This is a genomic window from Allobosea sp. 10L417 (genome assembly GCF_056395485.1).
Window position 1 is genome coordinate 88,596 of the sequence record NZ_JBFTJP010000006.1, and the last position, 26,361, is coordinate 114,956.

The following is a 26,361-nucleotide window of genomic DNA, read 5'->3' on the forward strand; positions in this document are numbered from 1 at the left end:
GGACCGTCGTGACGAAGGAGGCCGCCGGATGCCGCGCCACCTGACCTCCCGCCTCGGCGAAGGCCTGATCGCGATCTGGGGCGTGGTGACGATCGTCTTCATCGTCTCGCGGCTGCTCGGCGACCCCGCCGTGCTGCTGCTGCCGATCGGCGCGACGGAGGCGCAATTGCAGGAGCTGCGCATGCAGCTCGGGCTCGACCAGCCGCTTCTACAGCAATATCTGACCTTCCTGCTCCATGCGTTGAAGGGCGATTTCGGCCAGTCCTTCCAGTTCGCCCGCCCGGCGCTCGACGTCGTGCTCGAACGGCTTCCCGCGACGGCGCTCCTCGCCGGCTGCGCCCTGTCGATCGGCGTGCTGGTCGGCGGTCTGGCCGGCGCGCTCGCGGCGATCTATCGAGGTTCCGCAATCGAGGGGCTGGTCCTGCTGGTAGCACTGCTCGGCCAGGCGACGCCCTCCTTCTGGCTCGGGATCATGCTGATTCTGTTATTCGCGGTGCAACTCGGCTGGTTTCCGACGGGTGGCTACGGCGAATGGCAGAACCTTGTCCTGCCCTCCGTGACATTGGCTTGCTTTACGACGGCCAGCATCGCGCGCCTGCTGCGATCCTCCATGCTCGACGTGATGCGCGACGACTATGTCCGCACCGCCTACGCCAAGGGCCTGGCACCGCGTCGGGTCTATATCTGGCATGTCGGCCGCAATTCGCTGATCCCGGTGGTGACCATGACCGGTATCCTGGCCGGCGAGCTGCTCGGCGGCGCCGCCGTGACCGAGACCGTCTTCGCCTGGCCGGGCGTCGGGCGGTTGATCGTGCAGGCGATCGAGACCAAGGATTTTCCGGTCGTCCAGGCCGGTGTCGCCGTCGTCGCGACGATCTTCGTCGTGGTCAATCTTCTGGTCGACCTGCTCTACACCCTGATCGACCCGCGCATCCGGCAGGCGTCATGAGACTTTTCTCGTTCCTGCACCGCCAGCGCGCGAACTGGTTGGGGCTGCTCGGCGCCGGACTGCTGATCCTGCTGCTGGCGCTGGCCCTTGCCGGCCCCTGGCTCGGCCTGCCCGACCCGACGCGCGGCGACCTGCGCGCCCGCATGCTGGCGCCGACGCTCTCCTGGGCCGGGCTGGGAGCCCATCCGTTCGGCACTGACCAGCTCGGTCGCGACATTCTGAGCCGCATCATCGCTGGCAGCCGCGTCACCCTGACGATCGCAGGCTCGGCCGTGATTCTCGGCGGCATCGTCGGCGTGCTGCTCGGGCTCGTCGCCGGCTATTTCGGCGGCTGGTATGACCGCGTGCTGATGCGACTGGTCGACATCCAGCTCGCCTTTCCGCTGATGTTGCTGGCGCTTCTGGTCGTCGCCGCGCTTGGCCCCAGCCTGCACAACCTGATCGCCGTGCTCGCCCTGACAAGCTGGGTCCGCTACGCCCGCATCATCAGGGCCCAGGTTTTGACGGTCCGGGAACGGGAATTCGTCCAGGCGTCGCTGGCCATGGGGGCGGGCCATGCCCGCCTGCTGCTGCGCCACATCCTGCCCAATGTCCTGACGCCGGTCTTGGTGGTCGCGACGCTCGAACTCGCGCGCACCATCGTGCTCGAAGCGGGCCTGAGCTTCCTCGGCCTCGGCATCCAACCGCCCTCCCCGAGCTGGGGCCGGATGCTGGCGGACGGGCGCACCTATATCGCCAGCGCGTGGTGGATCATCACCCTGCCCGGCTTGGCGCTGATGCTCACGGTACTAAGCGTCAATCTCCTGGGCGACTGGCTGCGAGACTGGCTCGATCCACGCGCGGATCGCCACTGATTTCGACACCTTTGCGCGGCTGTCTGCGCGCGAGGATTGAGCCGAATTGGCTCAATTCCTGAGGTTGCCACGCAGAAGTGCATCTGAACCTCGCTTATCGGTGGTTCTGCCGGCTCGGGTTCGAAGGCGATGTGCCCGAACACTCGACTTTCTCGAAAAACCGGCACGGCCGCTTCCGCGAGAGCGATCTCTCGAGAGAGCTATTCAAGACGACCGTGCGGCGCTGCATCGCGGAGAGGCTCGACGACGGCGAAATCTTCGCCGTCGGTGCCGGCCCGATCCGGGCAGACGCGAACAAGCAGCGCTGTCCCGCGCTCCGATCCAGCGGCGCAATGGACCTGAGCCCTGAAGGGCCATGCCAGGTTTCGGCTCGATCGCGGCCGGACGCGACGATCTCACTCCGGGCACTCCAGTCCACGTGCTCCTGCGGCTGGAGACCATCCGCCTCTCCAAAGAAGAGCAGTCTCCCGAAAACATCGGCTTCACCGTCGGCGAGATCGTCAATTACGGCGACAGCTTCCTGGTCATCGGCAAGAGCGCCGGTCAGGAGCTGCGCGCCCGCGTGCCAGGCCTCGACATGCCAGTGCTCGCTCGGGGGAGCGCTGTGGCATCCGGTGGTCCAAGGAGCGCGTCCACATCGTTCCTAGATGATTGCGGTGCAGATCAGCCCGTCCTGCATCTCGAAGTGGCGCCAGCTGACCGGGGAGGACCAGAAGGCGATCGCCGTTTACCTTTAAACTGTTTTGCCTATTCGAGATCCGGCCGACACGAAGCCATTCTTTGACTGAGGCGGACCATCAGAGGTTGCATTGGAGATCGGTCTCATTTGAATGCTGTTCGGTGCTTTCGTCCGGATGTGCCAGGATTTCGCGGGCGGATTCGTCATGATCGCCATCGAAACCTTTGTGCGAATTCTCGATCTGGGCGGCACCTTCGTACTCGCGATCAGCGGGGCGGTTGCCGCAGTCAATCGCCGCCTCGATATCTTCGGTATCCTCGTCCTATCGTTCGTCACCGGCAATTTTGGCGGCATCACTCGTGACGTCGCGCGAGCTCGGCTTCTTGCGCCGGGGCCGGCGAGCGGAATCCCGCCCGAATTTCCTCGCCCCGCGCCGAACCGTCCCGTTGGCAGGGTCCGGCTAAGCGGCGTCGAGTGCCCCGAAAAACTCGCTGACTTGACTTCTGATCCGCCGTGCTTCGCCATCGAGGTCGCGAGCAAGCGCCATCACCTCGGTCGCGCTGGTGTTGGACAAGTCGGTCGCCTGGCGCACGGCCCTGGCGCTGGATAGAGCACCTTGCGCATCGTCTGCGGCCGCCCGGATGGTCAACGCGATCTGGGTGGTCGAGCGGCTTTGCTTGGCTATCTCGTCGGAGACACCCTGACCGCTCGTGCGCGCGCCCAGCATCCGACCCCGGATACTCTGGAGTGCCTCGATGCAGCGTTGGCTCGCCAGTTGGATCGCCTCGATCTGGCGACTGATCTCGTTGGTCGCGCCGCTTGTCTGCGCAGACAGCGACTTCACCTCGGAGGCGACGACCGAAAAGCCACGGCCAGCCTGGCCGGCGCGAGCCGCCTCGATCGTGGCGTTGAGCGCCAACAGGTTGGTTTGGCTGGCGATTTCGCGGATCAGCGCTGAGACGCTGTCGATCTGGTTCGTCGCTTCCGCCAGTTGCGCGATGGCAAGGTCGGTCTGGTCGGCTTCCGCGATCACGTCGGCTGCGGTGCTCACCGAGGCCGCCACGCGCGCCGCGATCTCGTGCCCCGCGCTGGAAATGCTCTCGGCATCGGCAGCAACGCTGGCGACATGGTCGGCTGCGCGGCTGGAGACCACCTCGGCCCGCTCGCTGCCTTGGCGCGCGTGCCCGGCCGCCGCCATCATGCTCTGCGACAGGCTCGCCACACTTTCGATCATACGGCCGAGCCGGTCGAGCGAACTGCGCAATTGCGCGTCGAAGGCTGTCACGCGGGATTTCATGGCGGCGTCGCGCCGCAGCAGGGACTCGCGCGCGTCGCGGAGCTGTAGTTCCTGCATGTGATCGGAGGCCGTCTTTTCGGAAGCAGCTAGTTCAGAAAGCACGACACCGTGCTGCCGTAGTAACTTGGCGATCCAGATGGTCAGGAGGCTAATCATAAAGACGAAGAAGGTGACGATGCTTCCGAGGAGCAGCGCGCGCTTCTTCCAGTACTGAAAGACCAACTCTCCAGGCGCCGCGATACTGATCTGGAGTGGGTAATCGCGAACAGCCTGCACTAAGATCAGCCCCTGCTCGCTGTCTCGACGGCCGGCAATCTGGGTCCCGACGAACAGGGTTCCGATGGATTCGGCCGCCTCGGGCAGGTCGTGGAACAGGACGGAACGGCCGGCGGGCGAGAGAGCGACAGCGTCGTCATTGTTCGGCAGGCTGGCAAGTAACACGCCATCACGGCGAAAGAGCGCGACATGGACAAGCGGATCGGCCCGCGCTTTGTCGTAGAAGGTACTCAGGAAGCCAGTCTCGATTTCGGCCATGGCAAGGCCGACCACGGCTCCGCTCCTGTTCTTGATCTTGCGGGACAAGGCCATCGTCCCCCCTGACGCGCTTTGGCCGAGGACGGGGGCGGCCAAATGCAGCGCAAGCGCAGGATCGGCCATATGGGCCAGGAAGGATTCTCTGCCCTTCAGGCTGACCGCGGGTGGGGGAAAGGACCGTGTCGAGTTGACGACTTCGCCGTTGATATCGACGATCGTCACCGCTGCGATCTGCGGAATTGCGCGAGTGCGCTCAATCAAAGCATCGAAATTCTGGCGCGTGCCGAACTTCGTACGAATATCGCCAGGCGACGCGATATCGGTCTCACTGGCGGCTTCGGACCAGCCGCGCAACACCAGATCTGCAGTCGCGAGCGTCTGGTGGGTTTGTTCAGAGAGCAGCGCCGCGAGCGTACTGAGCTGCTGCCGTGATACGTCGGTTGCTGTCTGGCGCCCCTGCCAGAGCGCAAAGCCGGCAGTCACCGCAATGATGGCGGCGGCGACCAGGCCACTCCAGGCCATCAGGCGGGCACGTTTGGCGATGGTTTCGCGCATGTCGGGCGCCAGCAATCGGCCAGCCGGCCTTGCGGTATCCGTCTTCACTGGCGTGAACTCTCGTCCAAATGAGGGGGCGCGATTGCTGGACAATTCAATGTGGCGGAGAATGGTAACGCTCGCATTAAGGCGTGTTGTGTCTTGAGTGCGACTGCCAGGCGCACCGGATGGATGTGTACCAATCCTGAGGCGCTGGGCTTCAAAGATCCGTACGGAGGATCGCGCGCCGGTCATGAAGGATAGGGCCGCCYGTCCTGCGACACCGGATTGTCGCTATTTGGCGATCCACCAATCCTGACCTGCCAGTAGACCGCCGTCATCAGCTTGTTGCCGAACTGATGGATGCTCGGCGGGCTGTCAAAGAAGCCAAGCGCGGAAACGGCGAGTTGAAAGCCGCACGCGCTCGCGTCGATTCCGCCAAGGTCGCCGTCGGTGAGAGCGGGCCGGTCTGGTGGAGCGACGGAGCCCCAGACCTCAATCGCCATCTCGTGAAGAACACGCCCTACGCCGAGTGGTTGGAAACGCCGGAAAGGCAGGCGTAACGTAACGCGATCCGCACCTGAAAAGCAGGAGGGCGACATGCATCAGGCTGTCGTCGCCGTAACGACCCGGTTGGGCTCAAGGGCGACTTCGACGTCGACTTGCCCCTCGACACAGCCACGCTGAACGAGCGCCTCTTTGCCATCGGGCTATGGCTAATTGAGCGCCATAATTCCTCATCAGGCTCGCATCCTCTGGGAGCCATATCATCGGCGGATCCGTGTAAGTTTTCCCGATGCGGTCGATGCAAAGGCTTTCCGCAAATGCTTTGGGACACCGCTGCATTAATTGTGCACCAATGACCATAGAATCCTGGCATTGAGAATCGACCGGCGGCCCTTAGGGCGGGACGACCGATCTATCCGATGATCCCCCGATGGACGGGACGAAAAGCATCCCTGTCGGCATGATGCTGGAAAGCCAGGCCGCATCGTGACGAGCGCCTCACCCCGCATGGATCAAGCAGCTTCTCGAGGCGTTCTTCCAGCTCTCGGCTTACTGCCCACATGACCCGCGTCATCGAACACCGAAACGGAACGGCGCTCGGGCCGTCCGACTGGAAAATGCTGCCGCCCCGAGTTGGCGCTATGGTTTGGCGATCGCCCGGAACGCATGCACCAGCTTCCTGACCGCGATCTCGATCTCCATGGGCGTATAGGCGGCAAAGCCCATTAGGAACCCGGCGGCAGCATCGCTTCTGGCATGAAGTGCGGACAATCCCAGGAGCTCGATGCCGGAACGTCGCCCTGCATCGATGGCGATGCGTTCGGATAGATCGCCCGTCAGTAGGCAAGGCATTTGTAGCCCGCCGATGGGGACGCGCGGCTCGATAAAGTCGGCCAAGTGCTTACGGACGAGATCTGCAAGCGTATCGAGCCGCTGCGCATAGATGCCGCGCATGGTGCGGACATAGGCACCGAAATGCCCGCCCTCGATGAACCGGGCCAGCGTCAGTTGGGCCATCGGGGCGGAATGCCCATCGAGGAGAGTGCGCGCGACGGTCATTGGCTCCACCAGTTGCGGCGGCAGTACGGCATAGCCGATCCGCAGGCCCGGAAAGAGCGACTTAGTGAAGGTGCCAATATAGATCGTCCGGTCATGGCGATCGAGCCCTTGCACGCAGGCCATCGGCTTGCCTGCATAGTGGAATTCGCTGTCGTAATCGTCCTCGATGATCCAGGCCTGATGCCGCGCGGCCCATTCGATCAAAGCCAGGCGCCGGTCCAGCGCCAGAGTCGCGCCGGTCGGGAACTGGTGGGACGGCGTCAGGGAAACCGCTTTCGCCTTGCGGGAGGCAGCCAGGATCTGCTCGATGGCGATCCCCTGTGGATCCACCCGGATCGGAACGCATTCCAGCCCGGCTGCATCGAACCCCTTGCGGGCGCCGTAATAGGCGGGGTCTTCGATGAAAATCCGGTCGCCAGGATCAAGCAACATGTTCGCGCACAGCATCATGGCCTGCTGTGAACTGGTGAGAACCAGCACCCGGTCCGCCGTGGCGCGCGCGCCGCGTTCGACGTTCACGTAATCGGCGATGGCACGGCGCAGCGCTTCGGTCCCTTGCGGATCGGAATGTGCCAGTGCCTGGGTTCCGGCCTCCCTCCGGACCTGCCGTTCCAGCCTCTCCCAGAGCTGAAGTGGAAAGGTCCGGGTTTCCGGAACCCCGGGTGCGAAAGGCCGCGGCGACAGCATCTCGCGCCCCCCGCCGCTGCTGAACATTGCATTTCCGCGCTTGCTGAGATTGGGAGCCTGGTGGCGCAGTAAAGCTTCCCTTCGAACGGCCCGATGGCCGGCCGTGAACTCCGAGATCTGTGCCACGAAGCTACCGCTGCCGACACGGCGCTCGATGAAGCCTTCGGCATGAAGCCGGCCATATGCTGCTTCGACGGTATCCCGCGACACGCCCAGCGATGCGGCGAGGGCTCGCGAGGCTGGCAAAGGCTTTCCCGGTCCAAGCGCGCCATCGACGATCAGCTGCCGAATGGCGCGCTGGATTCGCTCATGCAGGGGCATGGCCGCGTGAGCAGGATGAGCGATCCACGCCTTCGCGGATTCCAACTGGGAATGCCTGAACAAATGGTCTGAACCCCTTGATCAAAATGGATGGGAACACCGAGCCATTCACTGGCTATGTGTCAATACGGTTTGCCGTCCCGCGCGCGGGGCTCCAGGAGGTTTTTTCAGGATCATGTCGCCTCGCACTGCATCTTCTTCCATTCGCTTGAACGACCTGCCGCATCCAGTAGTCGCTGGCCTGATCTCCGTTATCGTCAACTATGGCGGCACCTTCATTCTGGTCTTCCAAGCCGCGAAGGTCGCAGGGTTGAGCCCCGAACTGACAGCTTCCTGGGTCTGGTCTGTCTCGATCGGCGTGGGAGTGACGGGTCTATTTCTGAGCTGGCGCTACCGAGAGCCAATCATCACAGCCTGGTCGACGCCAGCGGCTGGTTTTCTCGTCGCCGCGCTCGGCAGCACGCCTTATGCCGAAGCCGTCGGAGCCTACATGGTCTCGGCAGCGGCCTTCGTCGCGCTGGGGCTGTCGGGCTATTTCGAGAAAGTTATCCCGTTGATCCCGCCGGGTATCGCTTCCGGTTTGCTGGCCGGTATCCTGCTCCAATTCGGCATCGGCGCGTTCGGCAGTGCGAGCATCGATCCGCTGCTCGTTGGCTTGCTGATCGTCGCCTACGTGGTGCTGAAGCGGTTCTCAGCGCGCTATGCCGTGGTCGGCATCCTGGTCATCGGACTGGGGCTCCTGCTCATACAGGGACGCGTCGATCTGTCGGGGCTGAAGCCGGCCTTCGCGATGCCCGTCTTCACCATGCCGGCTTTCTCGCTGAACGCTCTCCTGTCGATCGCGCTGCCGCTCTTCCTGATCACTTTGAGCGGTCAATACATGCCGGGGATGCTCGTGCTCCGGAATGACGGTTTCAAGACCAGCGCCAACCCGATCGTCACCGTGACGGGCCTCGGCTCGCTCGTCATGGCTCCGTTCGGGTCCCATGCCTTCAACATCGCAGCGATCACAGCTGCAATCGCTACGGGCAAAGAAGCTCACATCGATCCGTCGAAGCGCTGGATCGCGGGTATCGCGGCGGGCTGCTTCTATGTGCTCGTGGGGATCTTCGGTGTCACGCTCGCTGCCGTCTTCATGGCGTTTCCGGCAGCCTTCATCACCACGCTCGCTGGCCTGGCGTTGCTGGGGACGATTGGCGGAAGCCTTGCGGGAGCGATGGCCGATCCGACGTCCCGCGAAGCAGCGCTTATCACCTTCCTGGCCTCGGCAGCGAACATTAAGCTGCTTGGGATTGGCGGAGCGTTCTGGGGGCTGATCATCGGGCTCGTCGCCCATTTCGTTCTGAATAGTCGCTTGCCGCGCAACGGGCTGGCCGGGAACGGGGCCGCTGCGAAGTAGCGGCAGAGCCACGCGCTTCCCGTTTCGGGTCGGAGACCGTGATGTGCCTGGTTTCAAGCGGGACACGAAAGCTCTCACCCATCGAGAGCCGTGCAGCGCAGTTTCGAGAGAGCGCACTCCGGTCCGATCGCTCTCTCCCGTGTAGGCGGATAATGCCGGAATCAGGCCAGGTCCTTGCGATAGACAATGAAGCCAGAGCGCAAGGCGACATCGTCATAGAGCCCGCGTGCGGTCGCATTGCTTTCATGCGTGTGCCAATAGACGCGCCGGGCACCAGCATGGCCAGCACGCTCGTAGACGCCAGCGATCAACCTCCGGCCGACGCCCTTGCCCCTTGCGGCCTCTCGCGCGAACAGGTCCTGCAGATAGCAGGCCGGCCCGATCATCGTCGTGCTGCGATGGAAGATGTAGTGCGTGATGCCGACGAGTTCGCCGGCACACTCCGCGATCAGACCGTGGACCGGCTCGTAGGAGTCGAAAAAACGTGCCCAGGTGGTCGGTGTGATGTCGCCCGGCAGCGCGGTCTGGCCAGCTCGGCCATAGAAACTATTATAGCCGTCCCACAACGCCCGCCATTGTTCGAAGTCGCGGCGCTCGACATTTCTGATTGCAATATCCATCACGCAGCCTCTCCCTGCCTGCTCCACGGTTCGCCGGCGATGAGTTTCGCGGCCAGCAGCTCCGCCGCAATCGTGCGGATGCGCTCGCCCTTTTTCGCCGAAGCGCGCCGGGCGTCGCCGCGAACGCCGCTGGGGCAGAAATCCTTGAAGGAGGTCCAAAGCAGCAGGGGATCGTTGAGCGGTGATACATCGCCTTTGCTGTACCCGGGTTGAAATGCTTCCCCCAACCGATCGGCCCGAACCAGATCGGGCCTTACGGCCATCATCATGGAGGTTTCGGCCTCGCAGGCATGCTGCAGGATCAGCTGATCTTCGAGGACCGCCTCCAGAGCGCTCTGCTGACTAGGCAAGAGCGTGTAGGTCGTGCTCGCCACCGCCAGCCCGGTCTCCTGCGTCAGGGCATTGGGCGACGCTGACGAGCTTTCAGTCGCGATATCCTTCGGGAAGCGTCACATCATAGATTGGGTGATCCCCCTTCCGTTGGGACCTGTGCAGAAACGTAGGCCAATACGCCGAACGTGACGGTGATGACAGCGAAGGCGCAGGCTAGGGTTGCTTGCATGCGATCCTCCTTCATTGGCGCGAGGCGATGAGCCCGATGGCTTGCCGACCGAACTGCTTGCGCGGGGCCAATGACGATGTAGCTCCGGAAGTGTATCGCAGCGGTCGACTTCTCCCCGCGACACAGGGGCTGCCATCCTCAGAACCCGAAATGGCTGAGACCCTGGTGGTCGTCTGGGCGCCGGCCGAGAGGCCATTTAAACCTGCGATCCGCCTCTGCGATCGGATGCTCGTTGATGCAGGCGAGCCGTCGGCGCATCAGCCCGTCTCCATCGAACTCCCAGTTCTCGTTTCCGTAAGCCCGGAACCACGTGCCGCTGTCGTCATGGAACTCGTAGGCGAAGCGCACCGCGATCCGGTTGCCGGTGAAGGCCCAGAGCTCCTTGATCAGCCGGTAGTCGAGTTCACGCGTCCATTTCCGGGCAAGAAAGGCCTCAATCTCGACGCGTCCATTGATGAACTCGGCGCGGTTTCGCCAGGTGCTGTCAATCGTATAGGCGAGCGCGACCTTGGCGGGTTCGCGAGTGTTCCAACCATCCTCGGCCAGTCGCACTTTCTCGATGGCTGTCTGCTCTGTGAACGGGGGTAAGGGAGGTCGTGACATAGTGTGGATCCCTGTAAGAAACGCAGGACGGCATTGGATTGCGCGGGATCGATGTCGGCGCGCCGCGCATTGTTAAATTTGAGCCGAACCACCATCGACAAAAAGCTCGCTCCCCGTAACGAAGCTACTGTCATCTGAGGCAAGGAAAAGAGCGGCCCGCGCAGCTTCCTCCGGACCGCCAAGCCGTCCGAGCGGTGTCGTCGACTTCACGAACGCGATCATTTCCTCGTGGCTCTCCTCAGAGCTCGCAAGATTATGCCAGCCAGGCGTCGAAGTGGCGCCGGGCACAAGCACATTGACTCGGATTTTTCGGGGAGCGAGGTCGAGAATCCAGCAGCGAGCAAAGTTTCGAATTGCGGCTTTGCTTGCGCTGTAAACACTGAAGGCTGGTGTACCGGTTACTGCCGTGGTGGAACCAGTAAGAATGATCGAGCTTCCGTCCTTGAGCAGAGGAAGAGCCTTCTGGACGGTGAATAGTGTTCCTCTGACATTGGTCGAGAATGTCTTGTCGAAGTGCTCGGTGGTGATAGAGCCGAGCGCGGCGAACTCGCCGCCGCCAGCGTTGGCAAACAGGACATCGATCATGCCAGCCTCGTCGCGTACGATCGCAAATAGGCGGCCCAGGTCGGCAAGGTTGGAGACATCGCTTGGAACACCGCGGGCGTTACTTCCCACGTCGGCGACCGCCGCATCGAGTTCTTTGCTGCGACGCGCTGTCATAAAAACGCGAGCCCCCTCCTGTGCGAAGAGCTTGGCGCTAGCCAACCCGATACCGCTATTGGCGCCGGTGATCACGGCGACTTTGCCCTGAAGTCTACCCATTGGAGCGCTCCTCGGCTGGATTCGGTGCATCACGACGAACTGATGGTGGCTTGTCTTTCTCGCTAGGCATCGCACGCCGACCTGGTTGCGCCCCCACAAGCACTTGGCGCCAAGAACTCCCCCCGATCGCCGGATTATCCTTTAATGAAGGCGAGCAACTCCGGATTGATGACGTCCGCATGGGTGGTGCACATGCCGTGCGGGAAGCCCTTGTAGACCTTGAGGACACTGTTCTTCAGCAGCTTGGCCGAGAGGGGCGCCGCGTCGGCGAACGGGACGATCTGGTCATCGTCGCCATGCATGACCAGCACGGGTATATCGATCTTCTTGAGATCCTCCGTGAAGTCGGTCTCAGAGAAAGCCTTGATGCAGTCGTAATGGGCCTTGGCGCCGCCAATCATGCCCTGACGCCACCAATTGTTGATGACCCCTTGCGATATTGCCGCTCCTGGTCGGTTGAACCCATAGAAGGGGCCCATGGGCACGTCGATATAGAACTGAGCGCGGTTGGCTGCGAGGGTTTCGCGGAAGCCGTCGAATACCTCGATCGGCAGGCCGCCAGGGTTTTTGTCAGACTTCACCATGATCGGCGGAACCGCACTGATGAGCACTGCTTTGGCTGCGCGCCGAGTGCCATGGCGACCGAGATAACGCGCTACCTCACCGCCGCCGGTCGAGTGGCCGATGTGAATGGCGGCGTTGAGATCCAGCGCTGCCGCGAGTTCCGCAACATCGTCGGCGTAGGTGTCCATCTCGTTGCCGATGGCCGTTTGTGTCGATCGACCATGGCCGCGGCGGTCATGCGCAATGACGCGATAGCCGTGCTGCAGGAAGAACAGCATCTGGTTATCCCAGTCATCGGCACTGAGCGGCCAGCCATGGTGGAAGACGATCGGTTGGCCCTTGCCCCAGTCCTTGTAAAAGATTTCCGTGCCGTCCTTGGTTGTGATCGTGGGCATGGTTCACTCTCCTATTTCGAGCTTTGAACTACGGTTTGGCGACACCCTGCGCGACGCCGGTGACAGGGACGAAGTGGCAGAGAACCACGGTCGAGCGACGAGCAGGATCGAGGCGATCGCGATCAACCCGACGGTCAGGTTCGCGCCGATGAACAGGTACGGGGCCAGAACAGCCGCGGCGCCTGTTTCTCCGTGCTCGATCATGCGCAGCGGCGCTGCCCCAAGGGCGGTCGCCCCGAAGGTGAAGGCCCAATAGGAAGGCGCGAAAGGTTGTTGCATGATCCAGGGCAACATGCGGAGGAGCAGAAGCGCCTGCAGTAGGCCATATCCAAGAAGCGCATGGGCGACGATATCGGGGCTTCCCTCGGACACACTGAGGTATGCGATCAGGCCCACGACTGGCGGGGCGAGCTGAATGCCGAGCGTCGGACGAAGAGCCGGCAGAAGCGCGGGCCCCGTATAAAGCCGATGCAGCAGGACGGATTCGATCGCCAGCCAAGAGAAGAAGCCGGCACCGAGAGCAAGTTGCCCCCAATCTGAGTGCCCGATGGCTCCGAGAGCCGTTGCACTGACGAAGGCGCCCGCGACGAGGGGCAGGTAGAGAACCGGCGTCGTCGTGCCGGGATCACGTTCGCCGTGCCAGAGCCGTCCGGTTCGCCACAGCGCGAAAGCTAACGTTAGCAAGGCGCCGAGCAGCGTGAGGATCCTGGCCGCGGTGGCGGAATAGGGAAGCGTTGCCAGTCCGATCAGCATGGTCGAGACACCGATCAGCCCGACGAAGCAGCACTGCACGGGATGGTCGAGCTCGGCGATGGCCTCATCGCGCGCGAGAAGCCATTTCATAAAGTAGAGCAGGAGGAGACATGCCCAGATCAGGCTCGCGAGCAGCATCAGCATTTCTCCCACGATGGGCGGCATTCCCCAGATCCGGTGGGCCAACCGCCAGGCGCCACCGAGCCCTGCCAGACCAAGAACCACCCCGAAAAATGACGCTGGAACGGAAGGAGTGCGCATGGCTCAGCGGTTCCCGCGCTCGGGCACGGTGAACGTAACGGTCTCGCTGGTAATGACCCTGTGGGTGGGGTCCGCCAGCTCGACAAGAACCTGATGCGGCCCGGGTTTCAGGCCGACAACGATAATAGTCTCGCCGCTCGAGTCGACGAAATGCCACGGAGCGTCGTCAACGGTGATATGGACATGGCCAACCCGCGGCGACACGTCCAGCGCGCCCGCTCCGAACACCGGGGCGATGCGAAGATTCTCGGTCCGATACTGGATGAATACCGACCCTCGCGACAATGGCCCTTCTAGCGGCTGGTCTACGATGAGCTTGGGCGCGGGCTCATCTTGGATGGCGATCAGCGGCGATGGACAGCGAATTGCCCTGGCCGTCCGAACCGAAGCTGCCCCAACGATGGGCATGGATGTGGCCATTGGTACGAAATTTTTCGGAGCCGGGTTCATAGCGGTTGCTCCACGACTGTCGCCGAAACTACGAAATTGCCCGGGTTGAGAGCCTGTGAAGCTGGCTGCTACCCGACTTTGCGCTGGAGGAAGTCGCGGATCAGTGGGACCATCTCGTCGGCCTTGTCTTCGAGCGCGAAATGGCCGGTGTCGAGGAGATGGAATTCGACCTCCGGCAGGTCGCGCTTGTAGGGATGGGCGCCGTCAGCCGGAAAAATTTTGTCGTTCTTGCCCCAGACGATCAGAGTCGGTGGCCGGTGGTTACGAAAATAGGCCTGTACCGCAGGGTATAGTGGCAGATTGGTGCGGTAATCATAGAAGATGTCCATCTGGATATCGGCATTACCCGGCCGGTCGAGTAGCGCCTGGTCGTGAACCCAGTTGTCGGGTGAGATGCGACTGAGATCCGCCACACCGTCAGTGTACTGGAACTTCGTGATCTCCGGGGTGACCAGCACATAAAGGGCTTTGCGATGACTTTCCGAATGATCCGACCAATAGGCCTTGATCGGGTCCCAGAATTCCTTGAGCCCCTCGTCGTAGGCATTGCCGTTCTGGACGATGAGGCCCGTAATCCGCTCGGGGTGTCGGAGGGCTAGCCGCCAGCCGACGGGCGCCCCATAGTCCATCACATACATCGCGTAGCGCGCCAGGCCGAGCTGATCGAGCAGTCCGTCGACGAGTTGCGCAAAGCGATCGAACGTATAGGCGAATGTGGCGCGGTCGGGCATGTCGCTCTGGCCATAGCCGGGATAATCAGGCGCGATGACGCGATAGCGATCCGCGAGCGCGGGGATCAGGTTGCGATACATATGCGACGAGGTCGGGAAACCGTGCAGCAGCAGCACGACCGGCCCGTCTGCCGGCCCCGCTTCGCGGTAGAAGATCCCGACCCCATCGACAGTCCTGGTATGGTAGCGGGGTAAGGGCGAACCGGCTTGGGCGTTGCTCTGGCGCGGCTCGGCCGTGGGAGTTGCCTGCGCTGCCGCAGTTCCGGCGGCCAGGACCGAAAGCCCGACCAGGAGTCCGCGGCGATCGACTGCGGGAGATCTTTGGGAAATGCTCTCGGTGTTCATCTGATCCTCCAGGTCGGACTCCTGCGAAGTCGGGATGGCTGGCGATCGGCACTCACACGCCCGCGTAGACCAAGCGGGTAAAGAAGGCGGGATCGATGAGAAAGTTGCCCCATCTGGCATCGAAGGCGGCGGTGGGCCTGGCGGCGACAGTCTCGTCCCGCGACCGGCCTTGTTGCTTGAGCTTGGCGACGTTCTCCCGGATCGCGACCAGCATGTCGCGAAAGTCCTTGAGCTCGGCCCTGCTGCTGACGGGCTTGCCGTGGCCGGAAATAATGATCGTCTTGTCAGTGGTGGCCGCCAGGTTGGCGTCGGATGCGGCGATCATTCCGTCGATACTGCCGCCAGTCGAATAGTCGATAAAGGGATAGATGCCGTTCCAGAAAGTATCACCGAGATGGACGATGTCGGCTTCGGCAAAGGTGACGGAGATGTCGCCGTCGGTATGGGCCGGGCCGTAATATTTCAGCATGATTGATGCTCCGTTGAGCTTGAGGGAGCGCGTGGTGGCAAAAACATCGTCGGGAACGCCTCCCTGCGGCAGAGGCAGGAAGTTATAGTCCCAATCGGCGACCCGCTGGACCTGCGACAGGTATTTTTGGGTGTTCTCCTGGGCGATGATCTTCGCACCGAGCTCGTGCAGCCAAGTGTTGCCATCGGCATGATCGAAATGCCAATGCGTGTTGATCAGATGCGTGACGGGATCCGCGGACAGATCGGCCAAAGCCTTTGTCATCTGCGGGCGCGAGACGCCGATGCCGGCGTCGACGAGCACCTTGCCGTCCGGCCCGGTCACCACGGCGACATTCCCGCCCGAACCTTCGAGCACGCTGATATTATTGCGCAGCTTATGGGTGACGATGGGCGCGGCGGCCGCGCTGTCCTTGATCAGGCTGACGAGGCCGCGCGCTTCGGCGTAGGCCTCGCACGGACTGAGCCATCCACGGGCGGCGGCACCGGATGCGGCAACGCAACAGAGGCAGAAGTGCCGGCGAGACATGGAGCGCGACAGAGCAGTCATGGCGACCTCGTTCGGTTGCAGGACAGCAGGCAGCGAGCCGACCTCAAGCCTTCAGAAAGGCAAGCAGGTCCGAGTTGAACTGGTCTGCATGCGTAGTCGTCAGGCCGTGCGGAGCGCCCGGATAGACTCTCAAGGTCGCCTGCCTGATCAGCTTCGACGACAGAAGCGCCGAGTCCGCGATCGGGACGTTCTGGTCGTCGTCACCATGCACGATCAGCGTGGGTACGTTGATCTTCTTGAGATCCTCAGTGAAATCCGTCTCCGAGAACGCCTTGATGGACTCATAGGCATTCATCAACCCGGCTTGCATGCTCATCAGCCAGAAGGCGTCCTTCACACCTTGCGGCACCTTCGAGCCCGGGCGGTTGGCGCCATAGAACGGACCGTCGCCGAGATCTCTGTAGAATTGGGTGGGGCTAGCGGCGAGGCTGGCGCGCGTAGTGTCGAAGACCTCGATGGGTAGGCCGCTGGGGTTGGCAGGCGTTTTCAGCATGAGCGGGGGTATGGCCGACACAAGAACGGCTTTGGAAACGCGGCGCGTGCCGTGCCGGCCCATATACCTTGTCACTTCCCCGCCGCCGACGGAGTGTCCGACCAACACAACGTCTTTGAGCTCAAGCTCTTCCAACAGGGCGGAAAGATCGTCGGCATATGTGTCGAAGTCGTTCCCGTTCGCGGGCTGGCTGGACCGGCCATGACCGCGCCTGTCGTGGGCAATGCAGCGGAAACCACGCGACATCATAAAGAACATCTGGGGGTCCCACGCATCGGCGGTCAGCGGCCAGCCATGAGAAAAGACGATCGTGGGACCACGGCCCCAATCTTTGAAGAAAATCTTTGTGCCGTCTTTTGTTGTGATTGTATTCATGCTCTTGCCCCTCTGAGAGGCACGCGATACCGGCTGCGACATCAAGTAATTTACCGGGCTCGTCAAAGCGGAGAACACCAGAATGCCGTTGGCGCTCGCCAAAATCGCTCCTCGAGAGAATTTAAGCGAAAAATTGTGAGTCATGCGCATTTTTCTCCATGATATAATTATGGGCGCAATCATTTAGCGGTAATCTTTACCCCTTGAACGGCTACATATATTAAATTTTACAACCGTTTTGATAAATTTAAACTTTTACGAACTAAGTACAAATACGTGAGAATTGGTTAGACGCTCTGATCGGATCTGTGGTCGCCCCGCGCGACATGCGCCAAATTCCAAAGTCGCCAGAATGCCGAACCCACGAGGCCCAAGTGAAACTGGGTTCATCGGCGCTCCATAGAAGCCTTCGAATTACAAGCAGACTGAACGTTGGCGCGCCGCGTGGAGTTGCTGATTACTCGTCAAACAAACTGCCGGCTCGCTGGCCAGTCACAACAAATATTCACGCATAGGCTGAGATTCATCCGTGGCACGAAGTCGGCCAATAACGATCGCCTTAAGGGCGCTAACAAGCTCGTGCCGTCCCGCCATGGTTAGACGATTGCGGCACACGAGGGCAGTCCATAAATTTGAGAAGGTTCTTTTCAAACATGAGAGAGCGATCAGCGCATGAATCGCCTGGAATCGATGTCGATCATCATCGCTGTGGCTGAGGTGGGGAGTCTTTCCGCAGCCTCCCGTAAGCTGGCTATGCCGGTCGCGACCGTAAGCCGCAAGCTCGCCGAACTCGAGGCGCACCTGAACACCGAACTATTCCAAAGGTCTTCACGGCAAATGAAATTGACCGATGCCGGAAGATCCTACGTTGAAACTTGCCGACGGATCATAGAGCAGGTAGAAGATGCCGAGAGAGAGGTGTCCGGAGAATATAGAACACCTAGTGGAGACCTTACGGTCACTGCACCTTGGGGACTAGGGCACCTACACTTGCTGCCCATCGCCAGTGAATTCCTTACGGCTTATCCCGATATCGCACTCAGACTCTTGTTAACCGACCGCGTGCTTCGACCGCTGGAAGACCACATCGACGTCTTGATCCGTATCGGGCCCCTTGCGGATAGCAGTATGATAGCGACTCGGATCGGTTCTGTCCGGCTCGTGGCCTGTGCAAGCCCTGCGTATCTTTCAGCGCGCGGACACCCGGAAAGACTTGAAGATCTCTCAGGTCATGATTGCATAACGATCGATGATTTTGGCGCGCCGCGCAGTTGGAAGTTCATCAGAGACAACAAGGAGGTCGGCGAGCAGATTCGGTCGAGACTCACCGTGAATACTTCCGAGGCAGCCGTGGGGGCAGCCATTGCTGGATCGGGCATCGCGAGGGTTATGTCTTACAAAATGGAGGCAGCAAGGCGCGCGGGCCTCCTGACGATCGTGCTTGAGGCGTTTGAACCGAAACCGATGCCCATCCACATTATATACGCGGAGCGAAAACCCATGCCGCTCAAACTGCGCGCCTTTCTCAATTGGACGACCCCGCGCCTCAAGGCTCGCCTCGCCGGCCCGTAGACGGACCTCCGCAGGACGATCCAGTTCGGCAACATCCAGCGGGTCGCGCATGGCGAGGGCAGCGGCTATGGCGTCATCGGCCATGCCATCGCCGGTTATCGGCTCGCCTCGCTTGCCGGTCTCGACCTGTCGCCTGAAGCCGGCGTCAGCCTGAACTATTTCCAGCAGGACAGCCTGACCGAGACCCAGGCCGGCGCTTTCGCCCTGACCTTGCGCGGCCAAAACCAGACCTCCGCCCGATCCCTGGTCGGCGCCCGGCTATCGACACCATTGGCGGCGATCGTTCTGACGACAGGGGCGGACCGGCCGTTTTCGGGAGTCGAGGATTTCGGTCGTCGACCGGCGGCCCGTCGGCTTGCGTTTCACCAACGATCTGGCGATCGGCTGGAACGCGCGCTCCTATTCGCGCCTCAACACGACGGTGACGATCGCGCGCTATGCGGAGCGCTATCATCTTCGCGTTTTCATTCCCATCATCGCCGTGCTCGCGGTCTCATTGTTCGTGCTGTGGACCCCGGGCTTTAACGAGCCGGACAAGGGCGGCCTGATCTTCTCCTCGCTGCTGGCCCTCGCCGCAATCAGCTTTACCTTCGAATCCTCGGTTCCCGGCTCGATCTCTCTCAACACTCCCGTGGCCGAGATGATTTCGCTCGGTTACCTCTATCTTGTCGTGGTGCTGATGTTCGAGATCGTCCTCTCGGTCGCCATCGCCCACCCCGGCTCTCGCTGGCGCGGCCATGCCGCGGACCTGCGCTGCCAGTTGCGCTGGGCGGTGCCGGCGATGATGTTGATCATCTGCGTGGGGGCAGCGGTGCGCGCCCTGCCCGGATAACCCGGACGATATCGAACGCCCGGAATATCTGGCTTATGGAGCGGATCTGCATCTTACAGAACCGAACTCATTCCTCCGTCGACGTAGATGATCTGCCCGTTGACGTAATGCGATGCAGGGGCAGCAAGAAATACCGCCGCACCGATCAGTTCTTCGGGCCTGCCCCAGCGTTTTGATGGCGTGCGGCCTTTGACCCACGCATCAAAGGTCGGATTGTCGACCAGCGCTTGGTTCATATCGGTCAGCATATAGCCGGGGCCGATCGCATTGGCCTGAATGCCATGCTCGGCCCATTCGGCCGCCATGGCCTGGGTCAGCATTTTTATGCCGCCTTTGGCGACGGTGTAGGGCGCGACGGTCGCGCGCGCCAGCGCGCTGGTCAGCGAGCCGATGTTGATGATCTTGCCGTGGCCGCGCGCGATCATCCGCTTTGCCGCTTCCCTGCCGATGATGAAGGCCGACGTCAGGTTCGTGTCGATCACGCGCTGCCAGTCGGCCGTCGCCAGTTCGACCATCGGCTTGCGGAACTGAATGCCGGCATTGTTGACGAGGATGTCGACCGCGATGCCGGCAGCATCGAAGTCGGCGAAGGTCTGCACAATCTGCTCCTCGGAGGTCACGTCGAATACCGCCGGAGCGGCCTCGAAGCCGGCCTCGCGCATTTCTCGCACCGCTACGTCGACGCGGCTGGAGTCGGTGCCGTTGATCAGGACGCTTGCGCCGGCGGCCGCAAGGCCTTCAGCCATCGCCCTCCCGAGGCCCCGTGAGGAACCCGTGACGAGGGCGGTGCGCCCGGTGAGATCGAACAACGGATTGGTCATCCCGGAAACCTCAGAGGCTCGACCGACGATGATGCAGATCAGGCCGCTGGAACACGGCCTCCAGCAATTCGACGCCGAGGCCCGGCGCCTCCATCGGATAGACATAGCCGCCCTCGATCCGCGGCATCTCGGTGACCAGTTCCTTGTACCAGCCGGTGTAGAAGGCGCGAACCGATTCCTGGATCAGCGTGTTCGGCTGGCTGAAGGAGGCATGGATCGCAGCGACGAAGCCGACCGGGCCGATGCAGTCATGCGGCGCGAAGGGGCGGTGATAGGTCTCGGCCATCGCCGCGATCTTGCGGCCCTCGGTCAGGCCGCCGGTCCAGCAGAGATCCGCCATCACCACATGCATCGCGTCGCGGTCGAGCATGTCCTTGTAGGGGAAGCGCGAGCCCAGCGTCTCGCTCGCCGTCACCGAGACCGTCGTCGAGCGCGCGAACTCGGCCAGCGCCTGCGGCGAGTTCATCCGGATCGGATCCTCGTACCAACTCGGCTCATACTGCTCCAGAAACCGCGCGATCTTGATCGCGGTCGGCAGGTTCCAGAGCGAATGCATCTCGACCATGATCTCGATCTTGTCGCCTACCGCCTTGCGGATCTTCTCGAAAGGCTCACATGCCTTCCGCATCTGCTCGGGCGTGATGAAAAGGCCCTGGTTCTCGATCGCGGGCGGATCGAAAGGCCAGATCTTCATCGCGGTGATGCCCTGCTCCAACAGGCTCTCGGCCACCGCGTCGGCGCGGTTCATGAAGCCGTCCAGATCTTCGTAGGGGCCTTGCGTCTCGCCGAGGTTCCAGGTCGAGACTGGCTTGATGTTCTGCGAGCGGACATAGCGGTAGCCGGCGCAGGTATTGTAGATGCGCTGCCGGTCGCGACACAGGCCACCAAGCATCTGATGCACCGGCTGGCCGCAGACCTTGCCGAAGATGTCCCACAGCGCAATGTCGACCGCAGATGTGGCGCGAGACTCCACGCCAGTCGAGGCCTGCGCCATCGGCAGGTTCGTCATCTCCTTGTGCAGCGCCTCGATATGCAGCGGGTTCTTGCCGAGCAACCGCATGGCGAGGGTGTCATGGAGATGCGCCTCGACGGCGGCAGCACCGTAGAAGGTCTCGCCGAGGCCGATGACTCCGGCATCGGTGTGCACGCGGACCCAGAGAACATTGGCGAACTCGTCCGTCCGCAGCGTTTCGATCGCGGTGATCTTCAAATCGGCCTCCCGGAGCTGCGCTCTTCTGCGAGACGATCTCGGGAGCGCCTTGTTCGCTTGCTGCGCGGGCTGCCCATGAGCGCTGGCGGCCTCGCATGGCGAGACCATAGGAGCGCTTGTAAAATTTCACAACATGTTTATCGTCAAGCGCAAGATGGCGCCGTTTCGAAGCGTCACGCGGGATTCGAAACGAACATGGGAGGAGCACGGCATGGCGAGGCGCCATAACCAGCCGCGACTGGTCTCGGCCGACGATCCGGCAACGTCGAAGCGGCGCAATCGCGTCAACCTGTTCGAGCTCGCCTATGGCCGCATCGAGGAGATGCTGGTGACCTGCGAGCTCAGCCCGGGCCGTTTTCTTGCCCTACAGGACCTGCAGGATCTGACGGGCTTCGGCCGGACCCCCGTCCATAATGCCGTCAACCGACTCGCGGCCGACACGCTGATTATTATCCGCCCGCGCCATGGCCTGCAGATCGCCCCGATCGACCTCGCGCGCGAGCGTCTGCTGCTCAAGCTTCGGCGCGATCTCGAGCGCTTCGTCATCGGCCTCGCCGCCGAGCGTGCCGGGCCTTCGCACCGCAACCAGATGCTCCATATGGAGCGTCTGCTGAGGGAACGCCGGGCGGAGCTGACGCTTGCCGAATTCAACATCCTCGACAGGCGCATCGACCAGATGGTGCTGTCGGCCGCTGCCGAGCCGTTCCTCGAGCATACGCTGCGCCCCCTGCATACGATCTTCAGGCGCATCGGCTTCATCTATCACAACTACATGCCCCGCCGCGCCGGCCTGGAAGGCACGATCGACCACCATCTCGCCGTGCTGAACGCTATCGCGATGCGCCATGGCGACCGCGCCGTCGCAGCCTCTGATGCGCTGATCGGTTTCGTCGACGGCATGTTCGACGAGATGGAAGCTGCCATCGACCCTTCGTTGCTGGATTGCAGCGTCGAGCCGCTGCTAAATACCTGACCTAAGGAAAGCTGCCCGATCATGCGCATCGTCTTCCACGGTGAGAATGCCGCCTCCTTCAGCCATGGCTTTGCCGAGTTGGCGGGTGCGGACGCCGACATCACAATTCTTCCGGATCAATTGGAGGCCGAGGCGGATCGTCTCGCTTACGCAGGGGCGGACGTCATCATCGGCGTGAAGTTCGACGCCGCGCTCCCGACGCCGGTCCACCTTCGCCTGTTCCATGTGCCGGGAGCTGGGTACGACGCTGTGCGGCTCGACGAGCTTCCGCCAGGGGCAAACCTCTGCAATTGCTTCGGGCATGAGCAGGCGATCGCGGAATATGTGATGAGCGCGCTGCTGGCGCGGCACATCCCGCTCGCCGATGCCGATCAGCGATTGCGGCGCGGCGACTGGGCCTATTGGGCCGGCTCCCCCGAGCGTATCCATGGCGAGATCGCCGGCAAGATCATCGGCCTGCTCGGCTTCGGACATATCGGGAAGGCGGTTGCGCGGCGCGCCAAGGCCTTCGAGATGGAGGTCAATGTTGCCAATCGCAGCCCGGTCGCGACCTCCGAGGTCGTCGACCGCTCCTTCACGCTCGACAGGCTCGGCGAATTCTGGGGCTCGGCCGACGCGATCGTGGTGTCGCTGCCGCTGGCTCCCGAGACGCGGGGCATTGTCGGCGCCGACGCCTTCGCCGCGATGCGCCGAAATGCGACCATCTTCAATGTCGGGCGCGGCCCGCTGCTCGACGAGGCGGCTTTATACCAGGCGCTCAAGCAGGAACGTATCGGCGGCGCCGTGATCGACACTTGGTACCGATATCCCGGCCCCGGGGACATGAATCCCCTGCCGGGCTCGTTGCCTTTTGAAGAGCTGCCGAACATCGTGATGACGCCGCATATGTCAGGATGGACAAGCGGCACGATCCGCCGCCGCCAGCAGACGATCGCCGACAATATCCGGCGCTGCTATGCCGGCGAGCCTCTGATCAACCTCGTACGCCAGGGCAAACGCGCAGACTGATCTTCGATTTCCGAGCCGGACGCCAAGAAGCCGGCTGGGCCAACCGCGGGCAATCCGCCAACAGCAGGGAAACGCACCATGGGTCTTTTCAAGCATTTCAGGATTGCCGGCACGCTGCTGGCGCTGGGGGCAGGCATGCTGGCCGCCAGCCAGGCTTCGGCCCAGACGATTACCGACATCATCAAGCGGGGCTCGGTCAAGATCGGCGTGCTGATCGGCGCGCCGCCTTATGGCTCGGTCGACTCGCAGGGCAACGCCGTCGGCTATGATGCCGACGTCATCGCGCTGATCGGCAAATATCTCGGCGTCAAGGTCGAGATGGTGCAGCTCACCCCTCCGGCCCGCATCCCGGCGCTGGAAGCCAACAAGGTCGACTTCCTCGTCGCCACGCTGGCGCCGACGCCCGAGCGCGCCAAGGCGGTGATGTTCTCGATCCCCTACAGCGCCTTCCAGACCGGCATCTACGCCAAGAAGAACGTCGCCATCAAAACCTGGGACGATCTCAAGGGTCGCAAGGTCGGCGTCAACCGCGGCTCCAGCGTCGAGCGCGAGTTCACCAACCGGGAAAAGGAGCTGAACCTCACCATCCTGCGCTTCGAGGACGACGCCACCACCATGCAGGCGCTGTTCTCCGGCCAGGTCGAGGCCATCGCCGGCCCCGATGCGCAGGCCAATGCCGCGATGAAGGCGCGCGGCGAGACCGAGACCGAGCTCAAATTCGTCTTCGGCATGCAGCCGAACTCAATGACCATGCGCAAGGACGCCTGGGAGCTGCGCCAGTGGCTCAATAACTTCATCTACTACGTCAAGCAGAACGGGGAGCTCGACGCGATCGCGCAGAAGTGGGTCGGTAGCCCGCTGCCGCCGCTGCCGACCTTCTGATGCCCCTTCCTGACCGGATCTGCTGACCAGCCGGCGCGCCCTTGCGCGCCGGCAACCCTCGACCTCACTCACAGGCCGAAGGAGCGCGCCATTGCTCTTCCAAGACGTCCTTTCCAAATGGCCGATGATCCTGCACGGGGTCTGGCTTACGATCGCGCTATCCTTCGTCGCGATCGCGCTCGGCCTTGTCCTAGCGACGGCGATGACCGCGCTGCGCAGCCTCGCCGGCAACTGGGCCGGCTATATCGTCGACGCCTATGTCGAGCTGATGCGCAACACGCCGTTCCTGGTGCAGCTCTTCATGATCTTCTTCGGGCTGCCGCAGCTCGGCATCCGGCTGAACGGGCTCGAAGCTTCCGTCCTGGCGATGACGCTCAACCTCGCCGCCTACGCCACCGAGATCATCCGCGCCGGCGTCGACTCCATCCATAAATCGCAGATAGAAGCCGGCCTCGCTCTGGCGATGACCAAATGGCAGGTGCTGAAACACGTCATCCTGCAGCCGGCCTTCGCCCGCGTCTGGCCGGCGCTGTCGAGCCAGTTCGTGCTGATGATGCTGGCCTCCAGCATCTGCTCCTTCGTCTCGGTGCAGGAATTGTCCGGAACGGCCGCGATCATCGAGCAGGACACGTTCCGCTCGTTCGAGACCTATATCGTCGTGACCGTGCTCTATCTCGCGCTGGCGCTCTCCTTCAAACTCTTCCTGAACTGGCTCGGCCGGAAACTCTTCCCGCAGGTCTCGGGCCTCGCCCGCCTCACCGAAGCGCATGAGGAGGCCGCCTGATGCAGACCTTCGGTTGGCCCGAGGCCCTCTTCATCCTGCGCTCCGCCGGCTGGACGCTGGCGCTCACCGCCATCGCCTTCTTCATCGGCAGCATCATCGGCGGCATCTTCGCGATCCTGCGGTTGTCGCGGATCCGGTGGCTGCGCCGCTTCGCGGCCGGCTACATCCTGATCATCCAGTCGATCCCGGTGCTCATGGTGCTGTTCATGAGCTATTACGGGCTCTCGGCGCTGGGCATCGAGCTGCCGCCCTTCCTTGCAGCCTCCACCTCGCTCTCGATCTACGTCTCCGCCTATCTCGCCGAGATCTGGCGCGGCTCGATCGAGTCCGTGCCGCGCCAGCAATGGGAGGCCTCGGCCTCGCTGGCGCATACGACGGCACAGACCTACGCTCATGTGATCCTGCCGCAGGCGGTCCGCATCTCGCTGCCGCCCACGGTCGGCTTCCTCGTCCAGCTCGTGAAGAATACCTCGATCGTCCAGGTCGTCGGCTTCGTCGACCTGATGCGGGCCGGCATGCTGGTCAACAACGCGACCTATCAGGCCTTCCAGATCTTCAGCCTGGTTGCCCTGATCTATTTCGCGATCTGCTTCCCGCTGTCCCGGCTCAGCCGCCATCTCGAAAAGGTGATGAATGCCAGCCGTTCTCATTGAAGACATCCACAAGCGCTTCGGCTCCCTGGAGGTGCTGAAGGGCGTCTCGCTCAGCGTCGAGACCGGCCAGGTGGTCGCGATCATCGGGCGGTCGGGCTCGGGCAAGTCGACGCTCTTGCGCTGCATCAACGGGCTCGAGAGCTTCCACGCCGGCAAGATCGAGGTCGCCGGCCACAGCCTGACCCAGGACCCGAAGAAGCTGCGCGAATTGCGCAAGGACGTCGGCATCGTCTTCCAAAGCTACAACCTGTTCCCGCATCTGACCGTCGGGCAGAACATCATGCTCTCGCCGCGCATCACCAAGAACGTGCCGCAGGCGGAAGCTTTGTCCCTCGCCAAGGAGGTGCTGGCGCAGGTCGGCCTCTCCGAGAAGTTCGATAGCTATCCGGACAATCTCTCCGGCGGCCAGCAACAGCGCGTCGCCATCGCCCGCTCGCTGGCGATGAAGCCCAAGGTCATGCTGTTCGACGAGGTGACCTCGGCGCTCGACCCGGAACTGACCGGCGAAGTCCTGCTGGTGATGGAGAAGCTCGCCAAGGGCGGCATGACCATGCTGCTCGTCACCCACGAGATGAACTTCGCCCGAACGGTCGCCGACACGACGGTGTTCATGCATCGGGGGAAGATTTGGGAACAGGGAGCGTCGAAGACGCTGTTCTCAGATCCGCAGACGCCTGAACTCAGAAACTTCGTGCGGGCTGGCGCTCACTGAGCGCTTGGCCCGATCCGGGCCAAGCTGGCCGACCACGTCGGGGCGCACCTCAAGTGGGTTCAGCCTGCCTGTCGAAATCAATGGCGGTCCGCACGCGGGTCA

The 26,361-nt window shown here is 62.5% G+C and carries 27 protein-coding genes and 3 pseudogenes; 16 read left to right on the top strand and 14 right to left on the bottom strand.

Features of this window, described 5'->3' with window-relative positions:
• The first annotated feature begins 28 nt into the window (after positions 1-28).
• From AC1DE3_RS16185 to AC1DE3_RS16205, 5 genes and pseudogenes are all read left to right on the top strand, one after another.
• Positions 29-949, top strand: coding sequence for an ABC transporter permease (locus tag AC1DE3_RS16185; RefSeq protein WP_441510623.1), 921 nt, complete (start codon positions 29-31; stop codon positions 947-949).
• Positions 946-1,803 carry an ABC transporter permease gene (locus tag AC1DE3_RS16190; RefSeq protein ID WP_476779947.1) on the top strand — a complete coding sequence of 286 codons (858 nt, stop codon included), beginning with the start codon at positions 946-948 and terminating at the stop codon, positions 1,801-1,803. Before AC1DE3_RS16185 ends, AC1DE3_RS16190 begins: the two co-directional genes overlap by 4 nt.
• A 74-nt stretch (positions 1,804-1,877) precedes the next feature.
• Positions 1,878-2,108, top strand: a pseudogene (locus AC1DE3_RS16195) (transposase); the annotation flags it as partial.
• Between the two features lie 50 nt (positions 2,109-2,158).
• Complete coding sequence (locus AC1DE3_RS16200) at positions 2,159-2,587, top strand: hypothetical protein (protein ID WP_476852563.1); 429 nt, start codon at positions 2,159-2,161, stop codon at positions 2,585-2,587.
• Positions 2,588-2,687: 100 nt separating this feature from the next.
• Positions 2,688-2,840: pseudogene (locus AC1DE3_RS16205) on the top strand (TRIC cation channel family protein); the annotation flags it as partial.
• Positions 2,841-2,942: 102 nt separating this feature from the next.
• On the opposite strand, the gene AC1DE3_RS16210 reads toward AC1DE3_RS16205, so the two are convergent.
• Positions 2,943-4,868, bottom strand: coding sequence for a methyl-accepting chemotaxis protein (locus tag AC1DE3_RS16210; protein ID WP_476779948.1), 1,926 nt, complete (start codon positions 4,866-4,868; stop codon positions 2,943-2,945).
• 239 nt (positions 4,869-5,107) lie between these two features.
• Between AC1DE3_RS16210 and AC1DE3_RS16215 the strand changes: the two genes are divergently transcribed.
• Complete coding sequence (locus AC1DE3_RS16215; protein ID WP_476852605.1) at positions 5,108-5,410, top strand: hypothetical protein; 303 nt, start codon at positions 5,108-5,110, stop codon at positions 5,408-5,410.
• A gap of 583 nt (positions 5,411-5,993) precedes the next feature.
• Here the strand turns inward: AC1DE3_RS16215 and pdxR are convergent.
• Positions 5,994-7,484: a MocR-like pyridoxine biosynthesis transcription factor PdxR gene (gene pdxR, locus AC1DE3_RS16220; protein ID WP_476779950.1), complete on the bottom strand. Its 1,491-nt coding sequence runs from the start codon at positions 7,482-7,484 to the stop codon at positions 5,994-5,996.
• 112 nt (positions 7,485-7,596) lie between these two features.
• Between pdxR and AC1DE3_RS16225 the strand changes: the two genes are divergently transcribed.
• Positions 7,597-8,820, top strand: coding sequence for a benzoate/H(+) symporter BenE family transporter (locus AC1DE3_RS16225; RefSeq protein WP_476779951.1), 1,224 nt, complete (start codon positions 7,597-7,599; stop codon positions 8,818-8,820).
• 161 nt (positions 8,821-8,981) lie between these two features.
• On the opposite strand, the gene AC1DE3_RS16230 is transcribed toward AC1DE3_RS16225, so the two are convergent.
• The 10 genes from AC1DE3_RS16230 to AC1DE3_RS16275 form a co-directional block, all read right to left on the bottom strand.
• Positions 8,982-9,440 carry an N-acetyltransferase family protein gene (locus AC1DE3_RS16230; protein ID WP_476852606.1) on the bottom strand — a complete coding sequence of 153 codons (459 nt, stop codon included), beginning with the start codon at positions 9,438-9,440 and terminating at the stop codon, positions 8,982-8,984.
• Complete coding sequence (locus AC1DE3_RS16235) at positions 9,440-9,814, bottom strand: creatininase family protein (RefSeq protein ID WP_476779952.1); 375 nt, start codon at positions 9,812-9,814, stop codon at positions 9,440-9,442. Before AC1DE3_RS16235 ends, AC1DE3_RS16230 begins: the two co-directional genes overlap by 1 nt.
• A gap of 326 nt (positions 9,815-10,140) precedes the next feature.
• Positions 10,141-10,605 carry a nuclear transport factor 2 family protein gene (locus tag AC1DE3_RS16240; RefSeq protein ID WP_441510633.1) on the bottom strand — a complete coding sequence of 155 codons (465 nt, stop codon included), beginning with the start codon at positions 10,603-10,605 and terminating at the stop codon, positions 10,141-10,143.
• 72 nt (positions 10,606-10,677) lie between these two features.
• Positions 10,678-11,427 carry an SDR family NAD(P)-dependent oxidoreductase gene (locus AC1DE3_RS16245; RefSeq protein WP_476779953.1) on the bottom strand — a complete coding sequence of 250 codons (750 nt, stop codon included), beginning with the start codon at positions 11,425-11,427 and terminating at the stop codon, positions 10,678-10,680.
• Between the two features lie 134 nt (positions 11,428-11,561).
• On the bottom strand, positions 11,562-12,386 hold the full coding sequence (locus AC1DE3_RS16250) for an alpha/beta fold hydrolase (protein ID WP_476779954.1): 825 nt from the start codon (positions 12,384-12,386) through the stop codon (positions 11,562-11,564).
• 3 nt (positions 12,387-12,389) lie between these two features.
• Complete coding sequence (gene tehA, locus AC1DE3_RS16255) at positions 12,390-13,400, bottom strand: dicarboxylate transporter/tellurite-resistance protein TehA (protein WP_476779955.1); 1,011 nt, start codon at positions 13,398-13,400, stop codon at positions 12,390-12,392.
• A gap of 3 nt (positions 13,401-13,403) precedes the next feature.
• The gene (locus tag AC1DE3_RS16260; protein ID WP_476852564.1) at positions 13,404-13,850 is read right to left on the bottom strand and encodes a DUF6130 family protein; all 447 of its coding nucleotides are present in this window, start codon (positions 13,848-13,850) and stop codon (positions 13,404-13,406) included.
• A gap of 68 nt (positions 13,851-13,918) precedes the next feature.
• Positions 13,919-14,926: an alpha/beta fold hydrolase gene (locus AC1DE3_RS16265; RefSeq protein WP_476852565.1), complete on the bottom strand. Its 1,008-nt coding sequence runs from the start codon at positions 14,924-14,926 to the stop codon at positions 13,919-13,921.
• A gap of 52 nt (positions 14,927-14,978) precedes the next feature.
• On the bottom strand, positions 14,979-15,944 hold the full coding sequence (locus AC1DE3_RS16270) for an MBL fold metallo-hydrolase (protein WP_476779957.1): 966 nt from the start codon (positions 15,942-15,944) through the stop codon (positions 14,979-14,981).
• Between the two features lie 43 nt (positions 15,945-15,987).
• Positions 15,988-16,956, bottom strand: coding sequence for an alpha/beta fold hydrolase (locus AC1DE3_RS16275; protein WP_476852566.1), 969 nt, complete (start codon positions 16,954-16,956; stop codon positions 15,988-15,990).
• 528 nt (positions 16,957-17,484) lie between these two features.
• Between AC1DE3_RS16275 and AC1DE3_RS16280 the strand changes: the two genes are divergently transcribed.
• The 3 genes and pseudogenes from AC1DE3_RS16280 to AC1DE3_RS16290 all read left to right on the top strand — a co-directional run bounded on the left by AC1DE3_RS16280 (position 17,485) and on the right by AC1DE3_RS16290 (position 19,216).
• The gene (locus tag AC1DE3_RS16280) at positions 17,485-18,384 is read left to right on the top strand and encodes a LysR family transcriptional regulator (protein WP_476779959.1); all 900 of its coding nucleotides are present in this window, start codon (positions 17,485-17,487) and stop codon (positions 18,382-18,384) included.
• Between the two features lie 15 nt (positions 18,385-18,399).
• Positions 18,400-18,648, top strand: a pseudogene (locus AC1DE3_RS16285) (autotransporter domain-containing protein); the annotation flags it as partial.
• 91 nt (positions 18,649-18,739) lie between these two features.
• The gene (locus tag AC1DE3_RS16290; protein WP_476779960.1) at positions 18,740-19,216 is read left to right on the top strand and encodes a hypothetical protein; all 477 of its coding nucleotides are present in this window, start codon (positions 18,740-18,742) and stop codon (positions 19,214-19,216) included.
• 53 nt (positions 19,217-19,269) lie between these two features.
• Here AC1DE3_RS16290 and AC1DE3_RS16295 read toward each other — a convergent pair whose 3' ends face one another.
• Both AC1DE3_RS16295 and AC1DE3_RS16300 read right to left on the bottom strand, forming a co-directional pair.
• Positions 19,270-20,037 carry an SDR family oxidoreductase gene (locus tag AC1DE3_RS16295; protein WP_476779961.1) on the bottom strand — a complete coding sequence of 256 codons (768 nt, stop codon included), beginning with the start codon at positions 20,035-20,037 and terminating at the stop codon, positions 19,270-19,272.
• A gap of 10 nt (positions 20,038-20,047) precedes the next feature.
• On the bottom strand, positions 20,048-21,247 hold the full coding sequence (locus tag AC1DE3_RS16300; RefSeq protein WP_476779962.1) for a mandelate racemase/muconate lactonizing enzyme family protein: 1,200 nt from the start codon (positions 21,245-21,247) through the stop codon (positions 20,048-20,050).
• 211 nt (positions 21,248-21,458) lie between these two features.
• On the opposite strand from AC1DE3_RS16300, the gene AC1DE3_RS16305 reads away from it, so the two are divergent.
• From AC1DE3_RS16305 to AC1DE3_RS16330, 6 genes are all read left to right on the top strand, one after another.
• Entirely contained in the window at positions 21,459-22,220 is a 762-nt protein-coding gene (locus AC1DE3_RS16305) for a GntR family transcriptional regulator (RefSeq protein ID WP_476852567.1), read from the top strand.
• A 21-nt stretch (positions 22,221-22,241) separates the two neighbouring features.
• Positions 22,242-23,228, top strand: a complete 987-nt coding sequence (locus AC1DE3_RS16310; RefSeq protein ID WP_441510647.1) for a 2-hydroxyacid dehydrogenase — start codon at positions 22,242-22,244, stop codon at positions 23,226-23,228.
• A gap of 78 nt (positions 23,229-23,306) precedes the next feature.
• Positions 23,307-24,110, top strand: a complete 804-nt coding sequence (locus tag AC1DE3_RS16315; RefSeq protein ID WP_476779964.1) for a transporter substrate-binding domain-containing protein — start codon at positions 23,307-23,309, stop codon at positions 24,108-24,110.
• A gap of 124 nt (positions 24,111-24,234) precedes the next feature.
• Positions 24,235-24,894, top strand: coding sequence for an amino acid ABC transporter permease (locus AC1DE3_RS16320; RefSeq protein WP_476780014.1), 660 nt, complete (start codon positions 24,235-24,237; stop codon positions 24,892-24,894).
• Positions 24,894-25,547: an amino acid ABC transporter permease gene (locus AC1DE3_RS16325; protein ID WP_476779965.1), complete on the top strand. Its 654-nt coding sequence runs from the start codon at positions 24,894-24,896 to the stop codon at positions 25,545-25,547. Before AC1DE3_RS16320 ends, AC1DE3_RS16325 begins: the two co-directional genes overlap by 1 nt.
• Positions 25,528-26,259: an amino acid ABC transporter ATP-binding protein gene (locus tag AC1DE3_RS16330; protein WP_476779966.1), complete on the top strand. Its 732-nt coding sequence runs from the start codon at positions 25,528-25,530 to the stop codon at positions 26,257-26,259. The genes AC1DE3_RS16325 and AC1DE3_RS16330 overlap by 20 nt, the downstream gene beginning before the upstream one ends.
• Positions 26,260-26,361 lie beyond the last annotated feature (102 nt).